Source organism: Tomitella biformata AHU 1821, from assembly GCF_000524475.1.
GTDB lineage: Bacteria > Actinomycetota > Actinomycetes > Mycobacteriales > Mycobacteriaceae > Tomitella > Tomitella biformata.
In genome coordinates, this window is sequence record NZ_BAVQ01000070.1 from 74,748 (window position 1) to 97,579 (window position 22,832).

The 22,832-nt window shown below is 69.6% G+C and carries 18 protein-coding genes; 5 read left to right on the top strand and 13 right to left on the bottom strand.

Going from position 1 to position 22,832, the window contains the following annotated elements; all coding sequences use genetic code 11:
• Positions 1 to 3: 3 nt before the first annotated feature.
• On the bottom strand, positions 4 to 1,614 hold the full coding sequence (locus TBIF_RS15600; RefSeq protein ID WP_024795705.1) for a helix-turn-helix transcriptional regulator: 1,611 nt from the start codon (positions 1,612 to 1,614) through the stop codon (positions 4 to 6).
• Between the two features lie 20 nt (positions 1,615 to 1,634).
• Positions 1,635 to 2,711, bottom strand: coding sequence for an AAA family ATPase (locus TBIF_RS15605; RefSeq protein ID WP_024795706.1), 1,077 nt, complete (start codon positions 2,709 to 2,711; stop codon positions 1,635 to 1,637).
• Between the two features lie 236 nt (positions 2,712 to 2,947).
• On the opposite strand from TBIF_RS15605, the gene TBIF_RS15610 reads away from it, so the two are divergent.
• The gene (locus TBIF_RS15610; RefSeq protein WP_024795707.1) at positions 2,948 to 4,666 is read left to right on the top strand and encodes a VanW family protein; all 1,719 of its coding nucleotides are present in this window, start codon (positions 2,948 to 2,950) and stop codon (positions 4,664 to 4,666) included.
• Between the two features lie 7 nt (positions 4,667 to 4,673).
• Here TBIF_RS15610 and TBIF_RS15615 read toward each other — a convergent pair whose 3' ends face one another.
• The 4 genes from TBIF_RS15615 to TBIF_RS15630 all read right to left on the bottom strand — a co-directional run bounded on the left by TBIF_RS15615 (position 4,674) and on the right by TBIF_RS15630 (position 10,215).
• Positions 4,674 to 6,644 carry a YhgE/Pip domain-containing protein gene (locus tag TBIF_RS15615; RefSeq protein WP_024795708.1) on the bottom strand — a complete coding sequence of 657 codons (1,971 nt, stop codon included), beginning with the start codon at positions 6,642 to 6,644 and terminating at the stop codon, positions 4,674 to 4,676.
• A gap of 2 nt (positions 6,645 to 6,646) precedes the next feature.
• A complete protein-coding gene (locus TBIF_RS15620; RefSeq protein WP_024795709.1) occupies positions 6,647 to 7,351 on the bottom strand; it encodes an ATP-binding cassette domain-containing protein in 705 nt (234 codons plus the stop codon).
• A gap of 115 nt (positions 7,352 to 7,466) precedes the next feature.
• The gene (locus TBIF_RS15625; protein ID WP_024795710.1) at positions 7,467 to 9,302 is read right to left on the bottom strand and encodes an acyl-CoA dehydrogenase; all 1,836 of its coding nucleotides are present in this window, start codon (positions 9,300 to 9,302) and stop codon (positions 7,467 to 7,469) included.
• 316 nt (positions 9,303 to 9,618) lie between these two features.
• Positions 9,619 to 10,215 carry a class I SAM-dependent methyltransferase gene (locus TBIF_RS15630; RefSeq protein WP_024795711.1) on the bottom strand — a complete coding sequence of 199 codons (597 nt, stop codon included), beginning with the start codon at positions 10,213 to 10,215 and terminating at the stop codon, positions 9,619 to 9,621.
• Positions 10,216 to 10,296: 81 nt separating this feature from the next.
• Between TBIF_RS15630 and TBIF_RS15635 the strand changes: the two genes are divergently transcribed.
• Positions 10,297 to 11,316 carry a glutathione S-transferase family protein gene (locus tag TBIF_RS15635; protein WP_024795712.1) on the top strand — a complete coding sequence of 340 codons (1,020 nt, stop codon included), beginning with the start codon at positions 10,297 to 10,299 and terminating at the stop codon, positions 11,314 to 11,316.
• Between the two features lie 21 nt (positions 11,317 to 11,337).
• A complete protein-coding gene (locus TBIF_RS15640; RefSeq protein ID WP_024795713.1) occupies positions 11,338 to 12,684 on the top strand; it encodes an MFS transporter in 1,347 nt (448 codons plus the stop codon).
• On the opposite strand, the gene TBIF_RS15645 is transcribed toward TBIF_RS15640, so the two are convergent.
• Genes TBIF_RS15645 through TBIF_RS15660 form a run of 4 tightly spaced genes read right to left on the bottom strand, consistent with a single transcriptional unit; the run spans position 12,665 to position 16,519 of the window.
• Positions 12,665 to 13,441 carry a VOC family protein gene (locus TBIF_RS15645; RefSeq protein ID WP_024795714.1) on the bottom strand — a complete coding sequence of 259 codons (777 nt, stop codon included), beginning with the start codon at positions 13,439 to 13,441 and terminating at the stop codon, positions 12,665 to 12,667. The two genes, TBIF_RS15640 and TBIF_RS15645, sit on opposite strands and share 20 nt — an antisense overlap.
• Positions 13,442 to 13,491: 50 nt before the next feature.
• Positions 13,492 to 14,250 (bottom strand): SDR family oxidoreductase, encoded by a 759-nt coding sequence (locus TBIF_RS15650; RefSeq protein WP_024795715.1) that lies wholly within the window; start codon positions 14,248 to 14,250, stop codon positions 13,492 to 13,494.
• Positions 14,247 to 15,311 (bottom strand): phosphotransferase family protein, encoded by a 1,065-nt coding sequence (locus tag TBIF_RS15655; protein ID WP_024795716.1) that lies wholly within the window; start codon positions 15,309 to 15,311, stop codon positions 14,247 to 14,249. Before TBIF_RS15655 ends, TBIF_RS15650 begins: the two co-directional genes overlap by 4 nt.
• Positions 15,308 to 16,519 (bottom strand): acyl-CoA dehydrogenase family protein, encoded by a 1,212-nt coding sequence (locus tag TBIF_RS15660; protein ID WP_024795717.1) that lies wholly within the window; start codon positions 16,517 to 16,519, stop codon positions 15,308 to 15,310. Before TBIF_RS15660 ends, TBIF_RS15655 begins: the two co-directional genes overlap by 4 nt.
• Positions 16,520 to 16,650: 131 nt before the next feature.
• Between TBIF_RS15660 and TBIF_RS15665 the strand changes: the two genes are divergently transcribed.
• Positions 16,651 to 18,156: an AMP-binding protein gene (locus TBIF_RS15665; protein WP_024795718.1), complete on the top strand. Its 1,506-nt coding sequence runs from the start codon at positions 16,651 to 16,653 to the stop codon at positions 18,154 to 18,156.
• A gap of 29 nt (positions 18,157 to 18,185) precedes the next feature.
• The gene (locus TBIF_RS15670) at positions 18,186 to 18,764 is read left to right on the top strand and encodes a TetR/AcrR family transcriptional regulator (protein ID WP_235174788.1); all 579 of its coding nucleotides are present in this window, start codon (positions 18,186 to 18,188) and stop codon (positions 18,762 to 18,764) included.
• Here TBIF_RS15670 and TBIF_RS25030 read toward each other — a convergent pair.
• The 3 genes from TBIF_RS25030 to TBIF_RS15685 form a co-directional block, all read right to left on the bottom strand.
• A complete protein-coding gene (locus tag TBIF_RS25030; RefSeq protein WP_024795720.1) occupies positions 18,645 to 19,868 on the bottom strand; it encodes a phosphatase PAP2 family protein in 1,224 nt (407 codons plus the stop codon). The genes TBIF_RS15670 and TBIF_RS25030 overlap by 120 nt on opposite strands.
• 206 nt (positions 19,869 to 20,074) lie before the next feature.
• The gene (locus tag TBIF_RS15680; RefSeq protein ID WP_024795721.1) at positions 20,075 to 20,977 is read right to left on the bottom strand and encodes an aldo/keto reductase; all 903 of its coding nucleotides are present in this window, start codon (positions 20,975 to 20,977) and stop codon (positions 20,075 to 20,077) included.
• A 26-nt stretch (positions 20,978 to 21,003) separates the two neighbouring features.
• Positions 21,004 to 22,617, bottom strand: a complete 1,614-nt coding sequence (locus tag TBIF_RS15685) for an AMP-binding protein (RefSeq protein WP_024795722.1) — start codon at positions 22,615 to 22,617, stop codon at positions 21,004 to 21,006.
• Positions 22,618 to 22,832 lie beyond the last annotated feature (215 nt).

Genomic DNA, 22,832 nt, shown 5'->3' on the forward strand with positions numbered 1-22,832 from the left:
CCGTTATCCGCGCGCGCGTCGGCGGATGGCCACGGCGGCCAGTTCGGTCCGCGTGGCAACTCCGAGCTTGGACATCGCGTGCGACACGTGGCTTTGCACGGTGCGCGGAGAGATCGCCAACTGAGAGGCGATCTTCGGGCCGGTCAGCCCGTCGGCGACAAGCATGGTCACCGCCAGCTCGCGCGCCGTCAGCGATTCCCAGCCGCGGTCCGCATCGCGGTGCCCCGTGCGGTGGCCGAGCACGATGCCGAGTGCGCGCAGCCGGCTGCGCAATCGGTGGGAGACCGTAACCGAGCCAATGCGTTCCGCCAGCTCCAGCGTGCGCTCGGCCAGCTCACGGCTGACGTCGGGGTCGGTCCGGGCGGCGAGGTAGGAGGCCTCCTCGAACGCCATGGTCTCCGCGATGAGGTCGCCGGTGGACTGGAAGCCGACCGCCGCCCGCTGGGCCAACCGGTGATCGCCGGCCGCCATCGCCCGCGTGAGCAGCACTGCGCTCTCCAAAGCCGGCGCATGCGCGGCGCCCCAGCACAACTCGGTGCGAGCGGCGATCTGGCGGAGCAGCCCGAAATCGTGTGAGAGCGAGGCCTGGCGGGCGAGCATGGGCGACCGCGCGAGGACCCAGGGCGTCAACTCCTGTCGTGCAGCGAGCTCGAAGGCCCCGGCAGCCGCGGCGTGGGCCAGCTCGTCCTCACCGCGCAGTCGGTGCAGCTCAGCGCGGGCCAACTCGATATCCGGAAAGCCGAACAGGTCCGGCAGGGCCCGGGCGGCCCATGCGTCCAGGCGTTCGCCCGCGCGGTCTAGCCGTCCAAGGTGCAGATCCAGCAGTGCCCGGTCGGCGACGGCAGAGGACATCCAGCCAGAGCCGATCCCCTCGGCCTCGACCAGCGCCTCGTCGAACAGCATCGCGGCGATGCCGAGATCTCCGGTGGCCATGTGCGCCTCGGCGAGAAGGCCCTGGCGGAAGGGGCCGAGCCAGCGGTTGGTGATCCGCGTGTCCGGTCCGAACTCGTGCGGTGCGCGGGCGATCGCCAGCGCCGGGCCGTAGGCGGACCGGGTGGCCCACAGCGACCAGGCCGAGGCCGCCGCGGCCTCGGCCCCGAGCCACTGGCCGGGGCCGGCTCGGCTTTCCAGCGCGGCGTCGAAGGCGCCCAGCGCGCCGACGCAGTCGCCCCCGAGAAGCTGCCAGATAGCGTGCGCGGCGCCCGCGGCGGTGATGCCCGCGTCCGCCGGCCTGGGAGGGGACAGATCCCGCGGTTTCGCCGCGCCGGTCACGGCGAGGAGCCAGTGCCCACATTGCCGTGCCCAGGCCAGGGATTCTGGCGGGGTGGGGAGGGTGTCGAGCAGACGGATCGAGTCGAGCGCGTCGTCCACCTGGGCCGAGATCACGGAGAACGCCATCGCCATGAAGGCCAAGGCGATCTGGGCATCCGGCCCGTCGGCCACCGAGGCCGCGCGCCGGGTGAGCTCGCGCGCATCGAGCATCCGGCCGCTATCGGCAAGAGTCGCCGCGTGCGCGAGCACCTCCTCGACGTTGGCGAGGTCCGGGCCGAAGCCGACCGCGGCGGGCCGGCCGCCGGCTGTTGGCGGGCCCTCGAGCCGTAGGGATCCATGCACTTGCAGGGTGGCGGGCAGACTCAGGCTGGGTCGTTCGACTGCTCCCGGCGCCCATCCAGCACGGGTGCGACGGCGCCTCGGGCGCTAGCCACTGAATCGCTGATCAGGCGGAGCATCGGGCCGCTGAGCTGTGCGCGGACGGCCGTCGCGTACACATCGGCCGTGAACCAGAGGGCGTCGCCCTGCCAGCCGAGGATGCCGGTGCCCACCGCGGCATCGATGGCCGGCACGAGCTCGCCCGGATGCTGGCGCCGGGCGCGCGCGAGGTCGGCGATGTCGACGGGCCGAGCCCACGTCGCGATTAGCTCCGCCAACTGCCGGATCTGAGGGTCGAGCACCGCGATGTGGCCTACCGCGGTGCGGGCGAGGGCCCGGGTGAGCTCGTCGGCGGACTGGCTGGTGTCCAGGGCGCCGTCCACTGGATCGCGGCGGAAGCCGTCGTCGCCCACCTGGTTCAAGAGCCGGGTGAGCAGGCCCGGATTGCCACCGGTGGCCGCCACCGCGCCCCGTAAATTGGGGCCGCTGGCCGCGCCGATGCAGACCCGCGTCAATCCCGCCGCCTCGTCCTCGGACAAGGGCTGCAGCCGCACCTCCCGGGCATTTACGGCGCTGGCGAGCATCGCGAGCGCCGTGCGGGCGGGGACCTGCCGCCACGCGATGACCAGCGCGATCGGCAGGCGGGGCAGCTCCAGCGAGAGCCGGTGCAGCGCGGCGAGCGAATCGCCGTCGGCCAACTGCGCGTCGTCGAGCAACAGCACGTGGGGTCCGCGCGCGGACATCTCCTCGAGTGCGGCCAGTGCCGCCGTCAACTGGCCGGCCGCGTCGGCGGGCGGCTGTGCCTGGGCGACCAACTGGGCCAGGACCGAGCCGGGATGCCACGTCGTCAACTCCTCGGCCGTCGTCAGCCGCACGGTGGCGTCAAGCTCGGCCCGCAGGCGCCGCGCCACGTCGGTGAGCAGGTGGGTCTTGCCCATCCCTGCGGAGCCGGTAACGGCGAACACGTCGGCGCCGCTCGACGGCTTCGGCCCCAACGCGGCGGAGACCCCCTCGACCACCTCCTCGACCAGCTCCCGCCGCGTCGAGATTCCCAGTGACATGGCCAGAAGGTTACTCACGCCTGGGGATCGGGGTCGTCGAATGGCAGGCTCCAACCGCGATGCCCGCGGCCAAGAGGTGTAACAGCGGCGGAGGTGGTCCCGATAACTGGAGTAGACCGCATTTCCTCGCCAAACCCCGACCGGCGAGGAGATGCGGTCTGCTTTCTGTCTGTCGCCGATATGCTGGTGGCGGTCCAGAATGGTCCGCTGAACATGTGAACAACTTGGAGGAAGCCATGCCCGGCCACCCGGCCCCACCCGCAGGCTCGGACGCGCCCCGCTGGGGACGGCGATTGGTTTGGGCGGTCGCGGGGGCGCTCGTCCTCGCCGGAGGCGCCTATGTCGTGGACCTAGCGCTGTCCTCCGGCCAGTCCCCGCGCGGCGTCCGGGTGGCGGGAATTGAGGTTGGCGGTATGACACGGGGGGAGGTCGCGCAGGTGATCGGGGCGCATGTCGACCAGATCCAGGGAAAGCCGCTGATCGTGCAGGTAGGGGACATCACGCAAGAGGTGATGCCCTCGCGCGCAGGTTTGACCGTGGATCTGGACTCGACGCTGGATCTGATCGGGACGCAGCCGCTCAACCCGTTGACCCGCCTCACCTCGCTCTTCGGCAGCCGGGACATCGAGATCATTCCGTTGGTGAACACCCAGGCGCTGGCCTCCGTCGTCGGCGAGGTCGAGGCGGCCGCGCGGGTGGAGCCGGTGGAGGGGGCGATCGAGCTCGCGGACGGGCTGCCGGTGGAGACGGTGCCGACGATCGGCCAGGCGCTCGCCGACCCGGCCGCCGCGCAGGATGCGCTCGCCGCCCAATGGTTCAGCGGGGAGCCAATCGTGCTGGCCGCCGAGACGCTGCCGACGCGCAGCCGGCCAGCGCAGGTGCGCGCGATGTTCGAGGACGTCGCCGTTCCCGCGACCAGCGCCGACGTGGTGGTCACCGGCCACGAGGGCGCCCGCGCCGTGCTGGCGCCCCCACAAGTGGCGGAGGTGCTGCGATTCGAGTTGGGCGAGGACGGCGTGCTCAACCCCGTATTCGATGCGGAGGCCGCAACCAGGATCCTGGCGCCGCAGCTGGAGCCGACCGAGACGAAGACCGTCGAGGCCACGGTGCGCCTCGCCGGCGGCCGCCCCGAGGTGGTGCCGTCTACGGACGGTGAGCGCATCAACTGGGAGCACACCCTGGCCGAGCTGCCAGCGCTGCTGGGGGCCCAAGCTGTGAACCCGGCGCGCGAGACTCCGGCCGTCTACGAGCCCGCGCCAGCCGCGTTCACCACGGCCGACGCGGAGGCGATGGGCATCAAGGAGGTCATCTCCGAGTACACGACGGGCGGCTTCAGCTACGCGTCGGGCGTGAACATCCGCCAGGTGGCCAAGCAGGTCAACGGCGCGGTGGTGCGGCCCGGCGATACGTTCTCGCTCAACGGCTACACCGGCCCGCGCGGGACGGCGCAGGGCTACGTAGAGTCCGGCATCATCAACAACGGACGCGCGGACAACGCGGTCGGCGGCGGCATCAGCCAGTTCGCGACGACCCTCTACAACGCCGCGTACTTCGCGGGGCTGGAGGACGCGGGCCACACCGAGCACAGCTACTACATCTCGCGCTACCCCGCGGGCCGCGAGGCCACCGTCTTCGAGGGCGCGATCGACCTGCAGTTCCGCGCCAACTCCGACACCGGTGTGCTGATCGAGGCCATCGGCACCGGCTCCGACATCACCGTGCGGGTCTGGGGGACCAAGACGGTCGACGTCACGTCGAAGAACGGCGGCCGCTGGGCCCCGACGCAGCCGAACACGGTGACGGTCACGGAGCCCGACTGCTCCCCATCCGGCGGCGCGCCGGGCTTCACCACCAGCGACACCCGCATCATCAAGGACGCCAACTCGGGCAAGCAGCTCTCCAGCAGCACCCGCAACGTGCGCTACGACCCGTCGCCGATTGTGGTCTGCAAATAGCGGGAGCCTAGACCTGCAGCGGCGGGTGCAGCCGCTCGATGGACCAGCGCCGGTCCCGGCGCACCGCGAGAGAGCTGGCGGCCAGGGACACGACGAGCACCCCGATCAGCACGGCGATCGCTGTCCACAGCCGCTGGTCGATCCCGCCGAGCGTGAGCTGGCGCAGCCCGTTGACGGCATAGCTCATCGGGTTCACCGGGTGCAGAATCTGGAACAGCTTGCCCGTGGTCTCCACCGGATAGACGCCGCCCGAGGACACCAGCTGCACCATTAAGAACGCGAGGGTGACCACGCGCCCCACCGAGACGCCCAACACGATGTTGAACGCCTGGATCAGCGCCAGATAGGTGGCCGCGATCAGCAGGAGGAAGGCGACCATCCCGAAGGTGTGCGCGGGGTGCAGCCCGACGGCGAAGCGCACCACCAGGAACATCACTGTGACCTGTGCGATCACGATCCACAGGGCCGGCCAGTAGGACGCGGCCACGACGCGCAGGGAGCTGAGCCTGGTGGACAGCGCCCGGGTCTGCAGCGGGCGCATCAGCATCCAGATGATGATGCAGCCGACGAACAGCGCCAGCGGCAGGAAGAACGGCGCGAAACCCGTGCCGAAGGTGGGCGCGTGCGTCATGCTCATCGTCGACAGGGCGACGGGCGCGCCGACAGTCGAGGCGACCTTCAGCCGTTCGGCGTCGTTCCATTTGGGCACGGAGTCCGCGCCCTCGGTGAGCTTGGTGGCCAACTCGCCGCTACCGTCGCGGAGCTGGGAGGTGCCGTCGGCGAGCGTCACCGCGCCGTCCGAGAGCTGGATCAGGCCGGAGTGCAGGTCGGTGGCCCCGGTGGTCAGCCGGTGGCCGCCGTCGGAGAGCTGGATCAGTCCGGAGCTGAGCTCGTTCGCGCCAGTGCCCGCCTGGGAGAGGCCGCCGCGGAACTGGCTTGACGGGTCGCCCAGCTCGGTCGCCAGCTGGCGTGCGCCGTCGCGGAGCTGGAACAGCTGACCGACCATCGACTGGTTGAAGCCCTCAGTGGAGAGAGTGCCCGAGAGTTGGTCGAGCGCGGTGACGGCCTGGCGGGAGAGCGGATCGGGGTTGGCGCGCAGCAAATTCGCAACTTGTTGCACGGAGGTCAGTGCCTCCTGCTGCGCCTGGGCGACGGGGTCGAGGGTGCCGACGAGAGTGTCGATGCCGCCGCTGATCTGGGTGGCGCCATCGCCCAACTGCGCCGCGCCGGTGTTGAGCTGGCCGAGGCCGCTGGCGAGGGCGGAGGCGCCGACGGAAGCGGTGTCGATGCCCTCCGAGAGTGTCGCCGCGCCGGTGGCCAGTTCCGCGGAGCCGGACTCGGCGGTGTTCAAGCCGTCGCCCAATTGCTGTGCGCCCTCGTCGAGTTGGGCCGCGCCGTCGTTGAGCTGGTGGGCGCCGTCGGCGGCCTGCGCGATGCCGTCGCCGGCGGTCTGCAGGCCCACGAGCACCTTGTCGACCGCTTGGGCGCTGATCTTCTCGGTCACCGCGGCCAGCACCTGGTTCATGGCGCTCTCGCCGATGACGGTGGAGAGGTAGTTGTTGGCATCGTTGAAGGTGACCTCGAGCTGCGCCTGGCGGGGGTCGGCCGACATGGGGGACGCGACAGCGGCGCTGAAGCCCGCGGGGATCTCGAGCGCGAAGTAGTAGCGCCCGTGCTTGACCCCGTCCTGGGCCTCCTCGGCGGTGACGGTCTGCCAGTCGAGGTCCCCGCCGGCGAGGAGCTGGTCGGTGATCTCGGTGCCGGCGTTGAGGGCGGTGCCCTCGACCACCGCGCCGCGGTCGTTGTTGACGAGGGCGATCGGCAGGTGCTGGACCTGGCCGAACGGGTTCCAGAACGCCCACAGGTACATCGCCCCATAGAGCAGCGGCATCAGGACGATGGCGAGGAGCGCGATCTTGGGCATCTTGCCCTTTTTGAATCGTCTCAGCTCGGTGCCGATGGATAGTCCGGCGACCATGACTAGACCTCTTCTGCTGTTGTGGACGAGCCGAGTGCGGGCAGATGGTGGACCTGCAGACCGGGGGCGGCGGGCAGCGGGTTGATCGCGGACGCGACGACGGTGGCAACCTGGCCCAACTCGATGAGCCGGTCGATCAGCTCGGCCTGCTCCGGCAGCGAGCGGACCTGTTCGAGGTCGTCGACCACAAGCAGCTGGGGGGAGAAGAAGGCGGCGAGCGCGATGCGCAGCAGCATGCGGTCCAGCTCCGCGAGGTCGCTGATGTACCGGTCCAGGGGAGGCAGGGGCCGGGGCCCGAAGACGGGGCCGCACAGGCGGTCATAGCTCTGCGCGTCGACTTTGGGTGCTCGGCGGAACCACTGCGTGTCCCACGCGATCTGCTCGTTGAGGACGTCGCGCACGCGGACTGCATCGTCCAGCACGTCGATGTCGCGGAAGCCCGCGACGGTGCTGATGCCGCGGATCGCACGGGCTTCGTGGGCGCCCAGCACGTCGAGCTCGCCGGCGACCGGCTTGAAGCGGCCGGCGAGCGTCAGCAGCAGGGATGTGCGGCCGGATCCGGACGGGCCATGCAGCACGTGCAGGCCACCGGCCGGCAGGCGTAGGTCGAGAGGGCCGAATGCGATGCCGTCGGGGCCGGCGACACTCAGGCCGCGGGCGGTGATGCCTGGACGGGGCGGCGGCAGGGGCGTGTCGGGGGTGGACACAGGGATTCCTTCTTTTGGTGGTAGCTGAAACACAGATGCGGCCCGGCAGTGGAGCTTGGCTGCAGGGCCGCATCTGGCTATTCGGCGCTGATCGGGATCAGCACAGGGCTGGCAATCAGAACGCAGCCTCGTCGAGCTCCATGATGTCGATGTCGGTGTGGTCGACGACCTTTCGCGACGCGGTCAGCTCGGGGAGCATGTTGCGGGCGAAGAACTGGGCGACGGACACCTTGCCCTGGTAGAAGGCGCGATCCTTTTCGGCGGGCTCGTTGTCGAGCGCGGCGAGGGCGATCTCGGCGTGGTGCAGAAGCTGCCAGCCGACGAGCAGGTCGCCGAAGCCCATGAGGAAGCGCACGGAGGCCAGGCCCACCTTGTACAGGTCGGTCGGCGTCTCCTGCGCGCCCATGAGCCAGCCGGTCATGGTGGTGACCATGCCCTGGATGTCCTCGAGGGCGGTGGCCAGCAGCACGCGCTCGCCCTTGAGCCGGCTGTCCGCCGAGTCACTGGTGAGGAACGCCTGGATCTGACCGGCCAGGTGGGCCAGGGCGACGCCACGGTCGCGGGCGATCTTCCGGAAGAAGAAGTCCTGCGCCTGGATGGCGGTGGTGCCCTCGTACAGCGAGTCGATCTTGGCATCGCGGATGTACTGCTCGATGGGGTAGTCCTGCAGGAAGCCGGAGCCGCCGAGGGTCTGCAGGCTGTCCGTCAGGTGCTGGTAGGCGCGCTCGGAGCCCACACCCTTGACGATGGGGAGCAGCAGGTCGTTGACGCGGTGCGCGGTCGCGTGGTCCGCGCCGGAGACGTGCAGCGCCATCGCGTCGTCCTGGTGCGCGGCGGTGTAGGCGTAGATGGCGCGCAGGCCCTCGGAGTAGGCCTTCTGGACCATCAGCGAGCGGCGCACGTCCGGGTGGTGGGTGATGGACACGCGCGGCGCGGCCTTGTCCGTCATCTGGGTCATGTCCGCGCCCTGGATGCGCTCCTTGGCGTACTCCAGCGCGTTGAGGTAGCCGGTGGACAGGGTGCCGATGGCCTTGGTGCCGACCATCATGCGGGCGTGCTCGATGACATCGAACATCTGGGCAATGCCGTTGTGGACCTCGCCGACGAGCCAGCCCTGCGCCGGGACGCCGTGGCCGCCGAACGTGAGCTCACAGGTGGTGGAGGCCTTCAGGCCCATCTTGTGCTCGACGTTCGTGACAAAAACGCCGTTGCGCTCGCCCATCGTGTTGGTCTCGAAGTCGAAGTGGGTCTTCGGGACGAAGAACAGGCTCAGGCCCTTGGTGCCGGGGCCGGCACCCTCGGGGCGGGCGAGCACCAGGTGGAAGATGTTCTCGAACATGTCGTCCGAGTCCGCCGACGTGATGAAGCGCTTGACGCCCTCGATGTGCCACGAGCCGTCATCCTGCGCGATCGCCTTGGTCACACCCGCGCCGACGTCCGATCCGGCGTCGGGCTCGGTGAGCACCATCGTGGCGCCCCAGCCGCGCTCGACACAGGTGGCGGCCCACTTCTTCTGCTCCGGTGTGCCGTTCTCGAACAGCACACCGGCGAAGGACGGGCCCGCCGCGTACATGAACGCCGCAGGCTGCGCGCCGAGCATCATCTCGTTCAGGCTCCAGCCGAGCGCGCGGGGCGCGGGGATGCCGCCGAGCTCATCTGCGAGGCCCATGCGGTACCACTCGCCGTCCCACATCGACTTGAAGGCCTTCTTGAAGCCCTCGGGGATCGAGGCGGTGTGCGTCTTGGGGTCGAACACGGGGGGATTGCGGTCGGTGTCGGCGAAGGACTCGGCGAGCGGGCCCTCGGCCAGCTTCGCGACCTCGTCGATCATGGTGCGGGCGGTGTCCTCGTCCAGGTCGCCCCAGGCTCCGTCCGCCATCGGCTTCTGGATCTCGAGCACCTCGAAGAGGTTGAACTCGATATCGCGGGTGTTGCTCTTGTAATGGCCCATGTCTGCGCTCTTTCGTGACAAGCCTTGACTCGGCTGGCGGTGTGCCCGGTGCGTGGACTGATCATGCCAGTCTTCCGGCCACATTGCGGTGGAGTTGGGGTGGTGGTCTCTGTCGTCGGCGGTCAGTGTGACTGCCGGTTACTGGCCCACAGGCATGCTACTGGTCAGTAACTTACGGATAGCCTACGCCTAAATCTGAATGTTGCAAACGTGAGGCATTGCTCAAATTGCTCCTGTGGTGTACAACGCACCCGGGTGCTCGGAATGACGTCCGGCGCCCGCGGGCCGCGCTATCGCCTGCCCCACGGTGCGGCGGTCACGGCTTGCGGGCGAAGACGAGCGCGTCGATCGCCAACCCGTGCGGGGTGTCCCGGCCCAGGTCGCGGGCGAAGTCGACCTGCATCGTCGGGTCCAGTTCCGCCACGATATCTGCAGGGCTGAATAAGATCGCGGCGTTCTGGGGCCCGCCGACGCCCTCGGCGAGGTTGCGGACATGGTGGCCAAGCACCAGCAGCGCGCCGCCGGGGGCGAGGGCATCCTGTGCGCGGCGCAGCAGCTGGGCGCGTTCGTCGGCAGGCAGGTGGATGTAGACGATCAGCGCGAGGTCGACGTCCGCGCCGAGGGGCGCGGCGCGCAAGTCCGCGCACGTCCAGGTGAGCCGCTCCAGCACGGCGGCGGGCGCGTCGGCTGTGGTGGCGGCCGCCTTCTCGAGCGCGGCGGCGGAGAAGTCGAGGCCCTCGACCTGCCAACCGCGCGTTGCCAGCCACAGGGCGTTGCGGCCCTCTCCGCAGCCGATGTCGATGGCCCGTCCCCGGGGCAGAGCCGTGGCCAGTTCCACGACGATCTCATTTGGCGGTGCGCCCCAGACCAATTCGGATCCCTGGTAGCGGTTGTCCCAGTCCTGTGCGTCCATGGGTCCAAATCTAGCGCCCCCGAGAATCCTGATTCGGCACTACGGTGGGGGCGAAGCGGGAACAGTTGAAAAGGAGCGGACATGGGTGCGGACAAGAATGTCGACGAGGAGCTCTATGTGAAGGCCGGAGAGCCGTTCGACCGCGACATGAACTACATCAACGACCGGATCACCGCGGACGGGACAAGCGGCTACCAGGTGGCGGCCGGCCGATACCGGCTCGTCGCCGCACGCGCGTGCCCGTGGGCGAATCGGGCGATGATTGTGCGCCGGCTCCTGGGGCTGGAGGACGCAATCTCGCTGGGGTTGTGCGGGCCAACGCACGACCAGCGCTCCTGGACCTTCGACCTCGACCCCGGCGGGGTGGACCCGGTGCTGAAGATCCCGCGCCTGCAGGACGCGTATTTCGCCCGTTTCGCCGACTATCCCCGCGGCATCACCGTGCCCGCGATGGTCGAGATCCCCACTGGCCAGGTCGTGACGAACGATTTCCGGCAGATCACGCTCGACATGTCCCTCGAGTGGGGCGAGTTCCACCGCCGCGGAGCCCCGGACCTGTACCCGGAGTCGATGCGCGCCGAGATGGACGAGCTGATGCAGACCATCCACACCGATGTGAACGACGGCGTCTACAAGGCCGGGTTCGCCGGCTCCCAGGAAGCCTACGAGTCGGCGTACGACGCGCTGTTCGCCCGCCTCGACTGGCTCTCCGAGCGGCTGCTGGGCCAGCGCTTCCTGATGGGGGACACCATCACCGAGGCCGACGTCCGACTGTTCACGACCCTGGCCCGCTTCGACGCGGTCTATCACGGGCACTTCAAGTGCAACAGGCAAAAGCTCTCCGAGATGCCGGTGCTGTGGAACTACGCGCGGGACCTGTTCCAGACCCCCGGCTTCGGTGACACCACCGACTTCCGGCAGATCAAGAAGCACTACTACGTGGTGCATAGGGACCTGAACCCCACGCAGATCGTGCCCAAGGGGCCGAGCCTGTTCGGCTGGCTGGAGCCGCACAACCGCGAGATGCTCGGCGGGCGGCCGTTTGGCGAGGGCACGCTGCCCGAGCCGGTGCGCGAGGACGAGCGGGTGCTGCGGGCCTGAGCTGCGGCTAGGCTCCCAGCCATGAGCGCAACCGCGGATCTCGCCCCGTCCGTCGCAGTGCCCCGTCGGCAGGTGTTCGCGTGGGGTCTGTGGGACTGGGGCGGCTCCGCGTTCCACGCGGTGATCCTCACGTTCGTCTTCTCCGTCTACCTCACGGACGCGGTGGGGGACGACCTGCCCGGCGGGATCTCCGCGAGCTCTTGGCTGGGGTGGGTGCTGGGCCTCTCGGGCCTGATCATCGCGCTGGTGGCCCCGGTTTCGGGCCGGCAGAACGACGCGAACGGTCGCCGCAAGAAGTCCCTGGCCCTGCTCACGTTCGGCACCGTCGCGCTGATGGCCTTGATGTTCCTGGTCCAGGACGACTACCACTACCTGTGGCTGGGCCTGGTGCTGCTGGGCGCGGCCTCGGTGGTCGCGGAGCTGGCGCAGGTGCCCTACAACGCGATGCTCCGGCAGGTGTCCACACCTGAGACGGTCGGCCGTGTCTCCGGATTCGGTTGGGCCATGGGCTATTTGGGCGGCGTTGTGCTGCTGCTGCTGGTCTACACGGGGTTCGTGGCGGGCGACGGCGACAATCGGGGGTTCTTGTCCATCACCACGGACGGCGGGCTGAACATCCGGCTCATCGCACTGTTCGCGGCGCTCTGGTTCGCGGTGTTCGCGCTGCCGGTGCTGTTCGCGGTGCCGGAGAGGGCGCCGACCGCCGCCGTTGGCGAACCGAAGCCGGGCCTGCTCGCGTCGTACAAGATCCTCTGGGGCGATCTGAAGAGCCTGTGGCTCGAGGACCGCGCGACGGTGTGGTTCCTGGGCGCCTCCGCGTTGTTCCGAGACGGGCTCGCCGGCGTGTTCACGTTCGGCGCGGTCCTCGCGGTGGGCGTCTACGGCATCAGCGCGGCGGACGTGCTGCTGTTCGGCGTCGCCGCGAACGTTGTGGCCGCGGCGGGCGCGTTGATCGCGGGCCGGCTGGACGACAAGGTGGGGCCCAAGGCCGTCATCGTGTTCTCGCTGTTCGCGATGATCGGTGTGGGCATCGCGCTGCTGATCGTCAGCGGGCCGGCGATGTTCTGGCTATTCGGGCTGCTGCTGTGCCTGTTCGTGGGCCCGGCGCAGGCGTCCTCACGCGCGTTCATGTCCCGCATCACCCCGCCGGGGCGCGAGGGCGAGATGTTCGGCCTCTACGCCACGACGGGCCGCGCCGTGTCCTTCCTGGCCCCGACGCTGTTCGGCTTCTTCGCCTGGTGGTTCGGCGCGGACCGCGCGGGGATCGTGGGCCTGCTGGTGGTGCTGGCGCTCGGTCTCGCGGCGCTGCTGGCGATCCAGGCGCCGCGCGACCGCGCGTTCGACAAGGTCAGCTCGCAGGCCGGGTGATCACGCAGAAACGCGCGCCCAGGGGGTCGGCGACGCCGGCCATGCGGCCGTACGGGGTGTCCTCGGCGGGGCGGTCGACAGTGCCGCCGTTCGCGATGACGGCGGCGAGGGTGGCGTCGACGTCCGCCGAGCTGATGTAGACCTGCCAGAACGAGGGGACCCCCGCGGGCAGGAAGCCGTCGGCATCCATGAGGCCCGCAAGATCCTCGCCGGCGCGGGTCAGCGTGCTGTAGCGGAACTCGTCGGTGTCACCCTGGACCTGCGCCGTCAGGTCGAACACGTCGGTGTAGAACGGCACCGCCTTGGCGTAGTCGCGGGACATGGACTCGAACCACACCGGCGTGCCGGGGCGCTCGGAGCGGTCGAAGCCGTTGTGCCCGCCCGCCTGCCACAGCGAGATGACGGCGCCGGCGGGGTCTGTCAACATCGCCATCTGGCCCTGTTCGGGGACAGTCATCGCGGGCATGATGACCTGGCCGCCAGCGGACTCCGCCTTGGCTGAGCTGGCCGCGATGTCATCGGTGGCGAGGTAGACGGACCACACGTTCTGGTCTGGATTGCCCTCCTGCGCGGGCATGACGCCGGCCACCGGGCTGTCGTACTTGCTGAAGGTCCCGTAGCCGCCGTAGCGCGGGTCGTCGCTGACATCCGCCTGCCAGCCGAACACCGCGGAGTAGAAGTCGATGGCGGCCGCGGTGTCGGAGCTCATCAGGTCGATCCAACAGGGCGTGCCGAGGGGGAGAGGTCTCACAGTCATACGAATGCTCCAATCGAGGGGCGAGGGGCAGCCTCGAATCTACGCCGACTTCACACCATCTTGGCGACAATCGGCAACGGCAGGTACCGCATCGCGAGCCCCAGCGGCACCCACGGCCAGGCGGGCACGGAGGCCTTCCGCGGCTCGCGCTCGATGGCGGCGGCCAGGGCCCGGCAGCCGGTCTCGGTGTCGACGATGAACGGCGCCTTCTTGACCTTCTCGTTGATCTCCGAGCGGATGAAGCCGGGGAAGACGGTGGTCACCGTAATGCCGGTCCCGGCCAGGTCCGCGGCCATGCCCTCGCCGAGGGTGGCGACGGCCGCCTTCGACGCCGCGTACGTGGTGAGGTTGCGGGGCATCCCGCGCATCGCGCTGATGGAGGAGACCAGCACCAGGTGGCCATCGCCCCTGGGCCGCAACAACTCCAGGGCCGCCTCGCTCTGGGCGAGCACCCCGAGGAAGTTGGTGTTGGCGGTCTGCGCGTTGGCGTGGAAGTAGCCGGTGCCGAGGGGCTGCCCCTTGCCCAGGCCCGCGTTGGCGATGAAGCGGTCGATACCGCCGAGCTCCTCGTCGAGCTCGCGGAACACGGTGAACACATCCTCGTGGACGTTGACGTCCAAGGCGCGCACCGTGATCCGGATGCCGGGGTGCTTCGCCGTCAGCTCCGCGCGCAGCGCCTCGAGGCGCTCGGTCCGGCGCGCGCACAGCGCGAGATCGCGCCCGCGGTCGGCGAACTCGCGGGCCATCCCGGCGCCCAGGCCCGAGCTGGCGCCGGTGATGAGGATGGCTTGGCGGTGCTTTTTGGTCATGCGGCCTCGATCAGTTGCGTGCAGCGGGAGTCCAGGTAGCCGACGATGACCCAGAAGTCCTTGAACGCCGGATTGGTCGTCTGCCCGTGGTGGTAGCGGTAGTAGATCTGCTGGGCGATCACGGCCAGGCGGAACAGGCCGAACACCTCATAGAAGCGCCAGTTGTCCGTGGACAGCCCGGTCTTGTCCAGGTAGTACTCGACGATCTCGGCGCGGGTGAGCATGCCCGGCAGGTCCGAGGGCTGGCGTTTGGTCAGCCGCATCATCGGATCATCCTCCGCCTCAACCCAATACGCGAGCGCTGCGCCGAGGTCCATGAGCGGGTCGCCGATGGTGGCGAGTTCCCAGTCCAGCACCGCGGCGGGTGCGAGGTCCGGGCCGAGCACGATGTTGTCGAGGCGGAAGTCCCCGTGGATCACGGCCGACGCGACATCCACCGGCTGGTGCTCGGCGAGCCACCGGGTCACGCGCGCGAAGTCCGGCACGTTCTCCGTGTGCGCCTTGGCGAAGCGGCCGGTCCACCCAGACACCTGCCGCGCCACATAGCCTGCGCCCCTGCTGAACTCGTCAAGGCCGGTGGCGACGGGATCTACCTGGTGCAGCTCGATGAGCAAGTCGAACACGCTCGTGCACAGCGCGCGGGCCTGGGCCGGCGAGAGGTCCGGCGCCGCGTCCCCGCGCAGGATCTGGCCGGGCACGCGCTCCATCACGTAGAAATCGCCGCCGATGACGGCGGGGTCCTGGCACAGGCCGATCATCTGCGGCACGTGTGGATACGCCCCGGCGAGCAGCGACTGGATGCGGTGCTCCCGGTGCATGTCGTGCCCCGACGACGGCTTCGCGCCCGTGGGGGGCCGGCGCAGCACGAGGTCGCGGCCCGGGTAGCGCAGCAGATACGTCAGATTCGATGCGCCGCCGGCGAACTGGCGCACCTCGGGAACTCCCTCGACGCCAGCCTCGGCCGCCAGCCACGACGCGACGGCGGCGACGTCGAAGGCATCCTCGGCGCGGACGGGCTGGGCGTTGGCTGGCAGTGCGTTGGCGGGGAGGTCGGAGTTCATCGGCCCGCCCCGTGCTTTCCGAGTTCGTAGCGGGCCACCATGCCCTGGTGCACCTCGTCGGGGCCGTCCGCCAGGCGCAGGGCGCGGGCGACGGTCCACGCCTCGGCGAGTGGGAAGTCGTCGGAAAGGCCTGCCCCGCCGTGGATCTGCATCGAGAAGTCGACGACCTGCTGGACTACGCGCGGCGCGGCGACCTTGATCTCGGCCACCGCGGACTGTGCGCCGGTGAGGCCCTGGGTGTCGAGCAGCCAGGCGCAGTTGAGGACGAGCAGCCGCAGCGAGTTGATGGCGATGCGGGCGTCGGCGACGCGCTCGCGGTTGCCCCCGAGGTTGATCACCGGCTTGCCGAAGGCGACACGCTCGAGGCCGCGCTTGCAGGCGAGGTCGAGGGCCATCTCCGCGAGGCCGACCAGCCGCATGCAGTGGTGCACGCGGCCGGGTCCGAGGCGCCCCTGGGCGATCTCGAAGCCGCGGCCGGGCCCGGCGATGATCGCGTCCAGGGACAGCCGGACGTTGTCGAAGCTGACCTGGCCGTGCCCGCCGGGCTCGTCGTAGAGGCCCATGGTCGAGAGCATCCGGTCGACGCTGACGCCGGGGGTGTCCATCGGGACCAGGACCATCGAATGCCGTTGGTGGCGTGGGGCCTCCGGGTCGGTGACGCCCATGAAGATCAGCACCTTGCAGTCGGCGCTGCCGACCCCGGTGCTCCACCACTTGCGGCCGTTCAGGACCACCTCGTCGCCCTCCACAGTGGCGGTCGCGGCCATATTGGTGGCGTCGGAGGAGGCGACGTCGGGCTCGGTCATGCAGAACGCGGAGCGGATGTCGCCGTTGAGCAGGGGCTGCAGCCAGCGTTCCTTCTGGGCGGTGCTGCCGTAGTGGTAGAGCACCTCCATGTTGCCGGTGTCGGGGGCATTGCAGTTGAAGACGCCGGCGTTGAAGGGGGAGCGGCCCATCTCCTCGGCCAGTGGGGCGTACTCCACGTTGGACAGGCCGGCGCCGAGTTGCGCGTCGGGCAGGAAGAGATTCCACAGGCCGGCCGCGCGGGCCTTGCGCTGCAATTCGCGGTACTCGGGCGGCACTGTCCAATCCACGGCGGCGGCGCGTTCCGCCCTGAGCTGGGCCTCGACCGGCACGACCTCGGTGGCGATGAAGGCGCGGAGCTTCTCTAGGTACTCGCGCGAGCGTGCGGAATGGGCGAAGTCCATGGGGTTCCTCCCGGAGCGGGTCTAATTGAGCAATGCTTAGTTAGGTTAGCGTCCCGGGCGCGGGCGAATCAAGGGTTTGGATAATCCAGGTGGAGGCTCGTCGGACAGGCGGGGGTGATTTGATTGCGGGCATGACGACCATCCGTGGATTCTGGAAGCTCGCGGCGCGGGACCCGCAGCGCCCGGCCGTAGTAACTGTGGCGGACGGGGAGGTCACGACCTTCGGCGAGCTGGCGGCGACTGCGAACCGGCTCTCCAATGGGCTGCGCGGGCGCGGGCTGGGGGTCGGCGACGTGCTGGCGCTGGTGCTGTCGAACCGGGTGGAATACCTGGCCCTGCAGCTGGCGGCACATCAGATCGGGCTGCACCTGCTGCCGGTCAACCGCCATCTGACGACGCCGGAGACCGCGCACATCCTGGCTGACAGCGGGGCGGCGCTAGTGGTGGTGGACGAGCGCACCGCGGAGGTGGCCGTGGCGGCCGCGGCCCAGGCGGGGATCACGGCGGTCTATGGGATCGGCGTCGTAGCGGGTTTGCGGGATTACGCGGCGCTGCTCGGCGAGCCGACCCCGCCCGCGGACCGGGTCGCCGGGGCCATGCTGTTCTACAGCTCCGGGACCACCGGGCGGCCCAAGGGGATCTTGCGCCAGCTCTCGGGCCTGACGCCGGAGCTGGAGCAGGAGCGCATGATCGAGGCCGGCGAGGCGCTGGGGATGACGCCGGACGGAATGTTCCTGTCCGTGGGCCCGCTCTACCATGCGGCCCCCAACCAGAACATGTTCATGGGCCTGCAGCTGGGGCAGACGGTGATCCTCGCGCCGCGCTTCGACCCGGCGTCCGCGCTGGCCCTGATCCAGAACTATGCGGTGACCGACACCTTCCTCGTGCCGACGATGATGCATCGGCTGTTGGCGGCCCCCGGCCGCGTGGAGTTCGATGTGTCCTCGCTGCGCACGGTCCTACACGGCGGCGGCATGTGCCCGGTGGCCGTCAAGCGCGCGATGATCGACTGGCTCGGCCCGGTGCTGATGGAGTACTACGGCTCCAGCGAGTCGCGCGCGGTCACCCTCATCGGCAGCGCGGACTGGCTGCGCCACGAGGGCTCCGTTGGTCGGCCGAAGCCCGGCTTGAAGGTGCGCATCTGCGGCGAGGACGGTGTGGAGCGGCCCGTGGGGACGACGGGAATGATCCAGCTGCACACCGGATTCACCGTCGAGTACATCGGCGACCCGGCCAAGACGGCGAGCAGCTACCAGGACGGCTACTTCATCCCCGGCGATATCGGCTACCTCGATGAGGACGGCTGGCTGTTCGTGTGCGACCGGCGCACAGACCTGATCGTCTCCGGCGGCGTCAACATCTACCCGGCGGAGATCGAGGGCGTCCTGCTGGCGCATCCCGACGTGCATGACGCCGCCGTCTTCGGCGCGGCGGACCCGGAGTGGGGTCAGTCCGTGGTGGCCCTGGTCGAGCTGCGGGAGCCGGTCGGCACCGAGGAGTTGGCCCGGCACTGCCGCGAGAGCCTGGCCAAGTTCAAGCTCCCGCGAGTGCTCGAGGTCGTGGCCGCGCTGCCCCGCACGCCCATGGGCAAGGTCAACAGGGGAGCGCTGCGCGAGGCCTATGAGAGCTCCCGATAGTTGAGCAATGCTCAGTTATGCTGGCGGGTGTGAGCACGACAGAGCGGCCCCAGCGTAAGCGCCTGCCGCCGGACGAGCGCCGCCGGCAACTGGTGGCCATCGGCCTGCAGGAGCTGTCGAACAGACCCATCCAGGCCCTGTCGATCGACCACATCGCGGAGCTCGCCGGCATCTCCCGCGGACTGCTCTTCCGCTATTTCCCCACCAAACACGACTATTACGTGGCCGTCGTGGCGGCGGCCGCGCGCCGATTGCTGCGCGCCGCCGTGCCCGATGAGGACGATGACTCGGGCGATCAGCTGCGGGCCATCGTCGCGGCCTTCGTGTCCTTTGTTGACCGGCACGGGGTCAACTACCAGGAGTTCTTCCACGGCGGCTTCGGCTCCGACCCGCAGATTCGCGAGATCCACGAGCACCTCAAAGACACGATGGCCGAGCGGGCCGTTGTCGCGCTCGGCGTGGAGTCCACGCCGCTGACGCTGCTGCGGCTACGAGGCTGGTGGTCGATGGTGGAGTCGCTCGCTGTGGACCGGCTGGCGGTCCCCGAGATCGGGGTGGCCGACGTGCTCGAGGATGCGGTCCGGTTCTGCCCGGTTCGGCGGGGATAGCACCGAGGTGGTGGTCGCGCCCCTGCGTGCCCACCAACGCTCGACCGCGGCACAGCCGACGATCACGGCGGCTGCCATGGCCCAGCCGAGGAGGACATCAAGGACATAGTGTTCGCCGGTGTAGACCAGCGCGAACCCCATGATGAGGGGGTACGCCGCCCACACGGCCCACCATCGCCGGCGGACCAGCGGCCACACGAACAGCGCGACCATCATCGTGAGGCCCGCGTGCAAGGACGGGATCGCAGCGACGAGGTTGGAGCCGGCTTGGCCGGACTCGACGGCGGTGGTCGCCGCGGTCAGGTGCGTCTCGTCCCAGCCGCGGGTGGAGATCCGCTCGACGTAGGGCGCCGCGCCGGGGTGGTGGGGGTCGACGACGCCGAGGAGGCCGCCGTTCGGCGCGTCGGCCGGCGAGTCGAACATGCACGGCGGGCTGGACGGGTGGTCCGCGACCTGCTCCGCGGTGCAGCGGGCCGCGGCCCACGGGGGCGCGGCCGGCACCAGGATGTAGCCGATGAGCGCCGCGAACGAGATCACCACGAACCGCACCACATACCTGCGCCACGCCTGCCTATTACGCAGCCACAGGATCGTCGCCACGCCGATCGGGATGATGAAGTAGGACATGTAGACCGTGCTGACCAGCACCTCCCACCAGGGCACGTCCACCGACTTGAGGTGCGACTGCAGCCAGACCGTCGGCACCTGGCCGAAGAACATCCACTTGTCCGCGTCGACCGCCAAATGCCACTGGGTGGGCATGCCGATGACCAGCGCGGCGCGGCGGCTCAGGTCATAGGCGCCCAGCAGGAGCGCGAAGGGCAGCCAGTCCCGCAGCACCAAGAGGACGGAGCGGCGGCCGATGCTGGTGGCGACCAGGCCCAGGCAGATCAGGATCAGCAGCTGGAGGAGGTCGAAGGACCAGCCGAGGATCGCGACCCGCAGGACGACGACGGCGGCCCAGCCGAGATAGGCCCAGCGGCGGATCATGGTCAGGTCGCGCGGCGGGGAGGTGGCTGTGCCAACGTCCCCATCTCCAGTCTGGGAGTCCGGCGCCACGTCCTGTTCGGACAGCGTGGCGCGAGCGGGTTCCAGCTGGGGCATGCGGCTTGTCCTCTGTGGGGCTGATAGTCCAGATATTCCTTAGCGGCAGGTGAATGTTAGCCGGGGGAGGACAGCCTGACCTGGGGCCACCGCGTCGGCAGCGGGCCTCGTCATCGAATCGGCCCGCGTCGATTCGCGGGGGCCGCAGGTGGCGGCGGGTTTCGGCCGGGTGTACTGCAGCTGAACGGCCGGCTACTTGTTGTTGGTCACTCCGGCGCGCCGAGATTCATCTCGTCCGGGTGGAGGCCGACGCGGGCCCCGTCATCGAGGGTGCCGATCTCGGCGAGGTCCACATCGGTCAGGTCGAAATCGAACACGTCGATGTTCTGGGCGATGCGCTCCGGGTGGGCGGATTTCGGGATGACGATCAGCCCGTTCTGCAGGTGCCAGCGGATCAACACCTGCGCCGGGGACTTGCCGTGCCGACCCGCGATGGCGGCGATGGCGGGATCTGTCAGGAGGGTGTTCGGCTTGGAGTCTTGGCCCCAGCCGGCATTGGCGGTGCCGCCCAGCGGACTCCATGACTGCACCGCGACTCCCAGTCCCGCTGCAGCGCTCCGGATCTGATGCTGAGGGAGGTGCGGGTGCAGCTCCACCTGGTTGATGGCCGGCAGGATCGAGCCGCGGTCGGCCAGGAACTCCAGGTGGTGCGGCTCAAAGTTGCACACGCCGATGGACTTCGCGCGCCCGGACGCCACGATCTCCTCGAGCGCCTCCCACGTGCGCAGCAGCCGGTCGCGGTCCTGCAGCGGCCAGTGGATCAGGTAGAGATCCACGTAGTCGACGCCGAGCTTGTCCAGGCTGACGTCGAACGCGTCGAACGCGCGCTGGTAGCCCTGGTCGGAGTTCCACAGCTTGGTGGTGAGGAAGATGTCCTCGCGAGGGACTCCCGACGTGGCGAGCCCGCGCCCGACGCCCGCCTCGTTGCCGTAGGCCGCGGCGGTGTCGATGTGCCGATAGCCGGCCTCGCCCAGCGCGTAGGCGACGGCGCCCTCGGTCTCGGAGTCGGTGGCCTGCCAGACGCCGAGACCCAACTGCGGAATCGCCGCGCCGGAGTTGAGGGTGACCGTGGGACTCTTCTGGGGCGCGCCGCCGCCTAGTTCGCTCATGCGTCCCAGGCTAGCGCGCACCAACGTCAGTGCTGTTCAGCGCGCTCCTTGCGCAGCAGGAAGCGCTGGATCTTTCCGCTGGGGGTCTTCGGCAGCGCCCGCGTGAAGTGGATTTGACGCGGGAACGCGTGCGCGGCGAACTCGTCCTTGACCCATTTTTGCAGCGCGGCGACGAGTGCGTCGTCCTCCACGGTGCCGTCCCGGGTGACCACGTAGGCCTCGAGGACCTCGCCGCGGATCTCGTCGGGCACGCCGATCACCGCGGACTCCGCGACGGCGGGGTGCGTGGCGAGGACGCTCTCGACGTCGAACGGCCCGATGCGGTAGCCCGCCATGATGATCACGTCGTCATCGCGCGAGGAGAAGAAGAAGTGCCCATCCTCATCGATGGCGCCGGCATCGCCGGTGAGGTACCAGCGGCCGTCCTCGGAGAAGCGCTCGGCGGTCTTGTCGGGGGACTGGTAGTAGCCGCGGAACCACATCATGGGGCTGGCGGGGGTGTCGATCGCGATGCGGCCCATCGCGCCGCGCTCGGCGGGCACGTCGGTCTCCTCCTGGAGCGCCTCCGCGGACCACCCGGGCAGGGGCTCGCCCATCGAGCCCGCGCGCAGGTCGGCGCGGATCGCGTCATGCCAGCCGTTGACGATCATCATGCCGTGCTCGGTCTGTCCGTAGTGGTCCCGCACCGGGATGCCGAAAGTCTCTGTGGCCCAGCTGATCACCTCGGGGGTGAGCGGCTCGCCGGCGGAGGACGCGCAGCGCAGCGGGTGGCCGGAGCCGATGGCCTCCGGCTTGGCGCGCATCGAGCGGTAGACGGTGGGGGCGGCGGCGAAGTTCGTCACGCCGAAGGTGCGCAGGACAGCGACGGACAGGGCGGGGGAGAAGCCCGCAGATAGCAGCAGGCTGCGCCGTCCCGCGGCCAGCGGCCCGAGGATGCCGTAGTAGAGCCCGTACGCCCAGCCGGGGTCGGCGGCGTTCCAGAACACGTCGTCCGCGCGCACGTCCAGGCCCAACTCCACGTACTCGTGGAAGGAGGCCAGCGCGAACACCGGGACCGGGACGCCCTTCGGGGTGCCGGTGGTGCCGGAGGTGAAGATCATGACCATGGTCGCGTCGGGCCCGGTCTGCGCGGCGGCCCGGCCCGGCTCCTGGGCGTCGAAGAGCGCGGCCAGCGAGAGGTCCCCGCCGGCCAGCACGGGGTCGGGCCCGGCGACCACGACGGACGCCTTCGCCTCGGTGAGCTTGGCCCGCTGGTCCTGGTCCGTCACCACCACCTGGGCGCCGCTGGCATCTAGGCGCAATTCGATTGCAGGCCAGGCGAATGCGGTGAACAGCGGCACGTGCACCGCGCCAAGACGCCAAATCGACATGAGCGTGAAGACCAGGTCCGCGGACTTGCCCATCAGCGTCGCGACAGCGTCGCCCTCCTGCACGCCCAGCGCCGCCAGTGCGGCGGCGCCCTGCTCGGATCGGGTGCGCAGCTCGCCATAGGTGATGTCCTGGGAGCTCAGGTCGGCGGCGATGATGGTGAACGCGACGGCGTCCGGCGCATGTCGGTCGCACAGCAGGCCCGCGGCACTCGCCTCCGGGGCGCTGTACTGGTTGATCAGGTCCTCGACATACTCGGCCATGTCCGTCATCGGTTCCGCCTCCCGGCACAGTGTTCTCGACTATCGGGGACTGTGTCCCACGTCATAGTTCCAGCGTAGCGAAGCTTGGCAGAATGTGGCCGGCGCCCGGTAGACCCAAAAGAGGGTATTGGCCGCTCCTGCCGTCGGCGCCGGCGGTGACGACTTCGGCGACGGGGCCAGTGCTCGTGATCAGCGCGCGAAATCCGCCGTGCGACAGGTCTCGC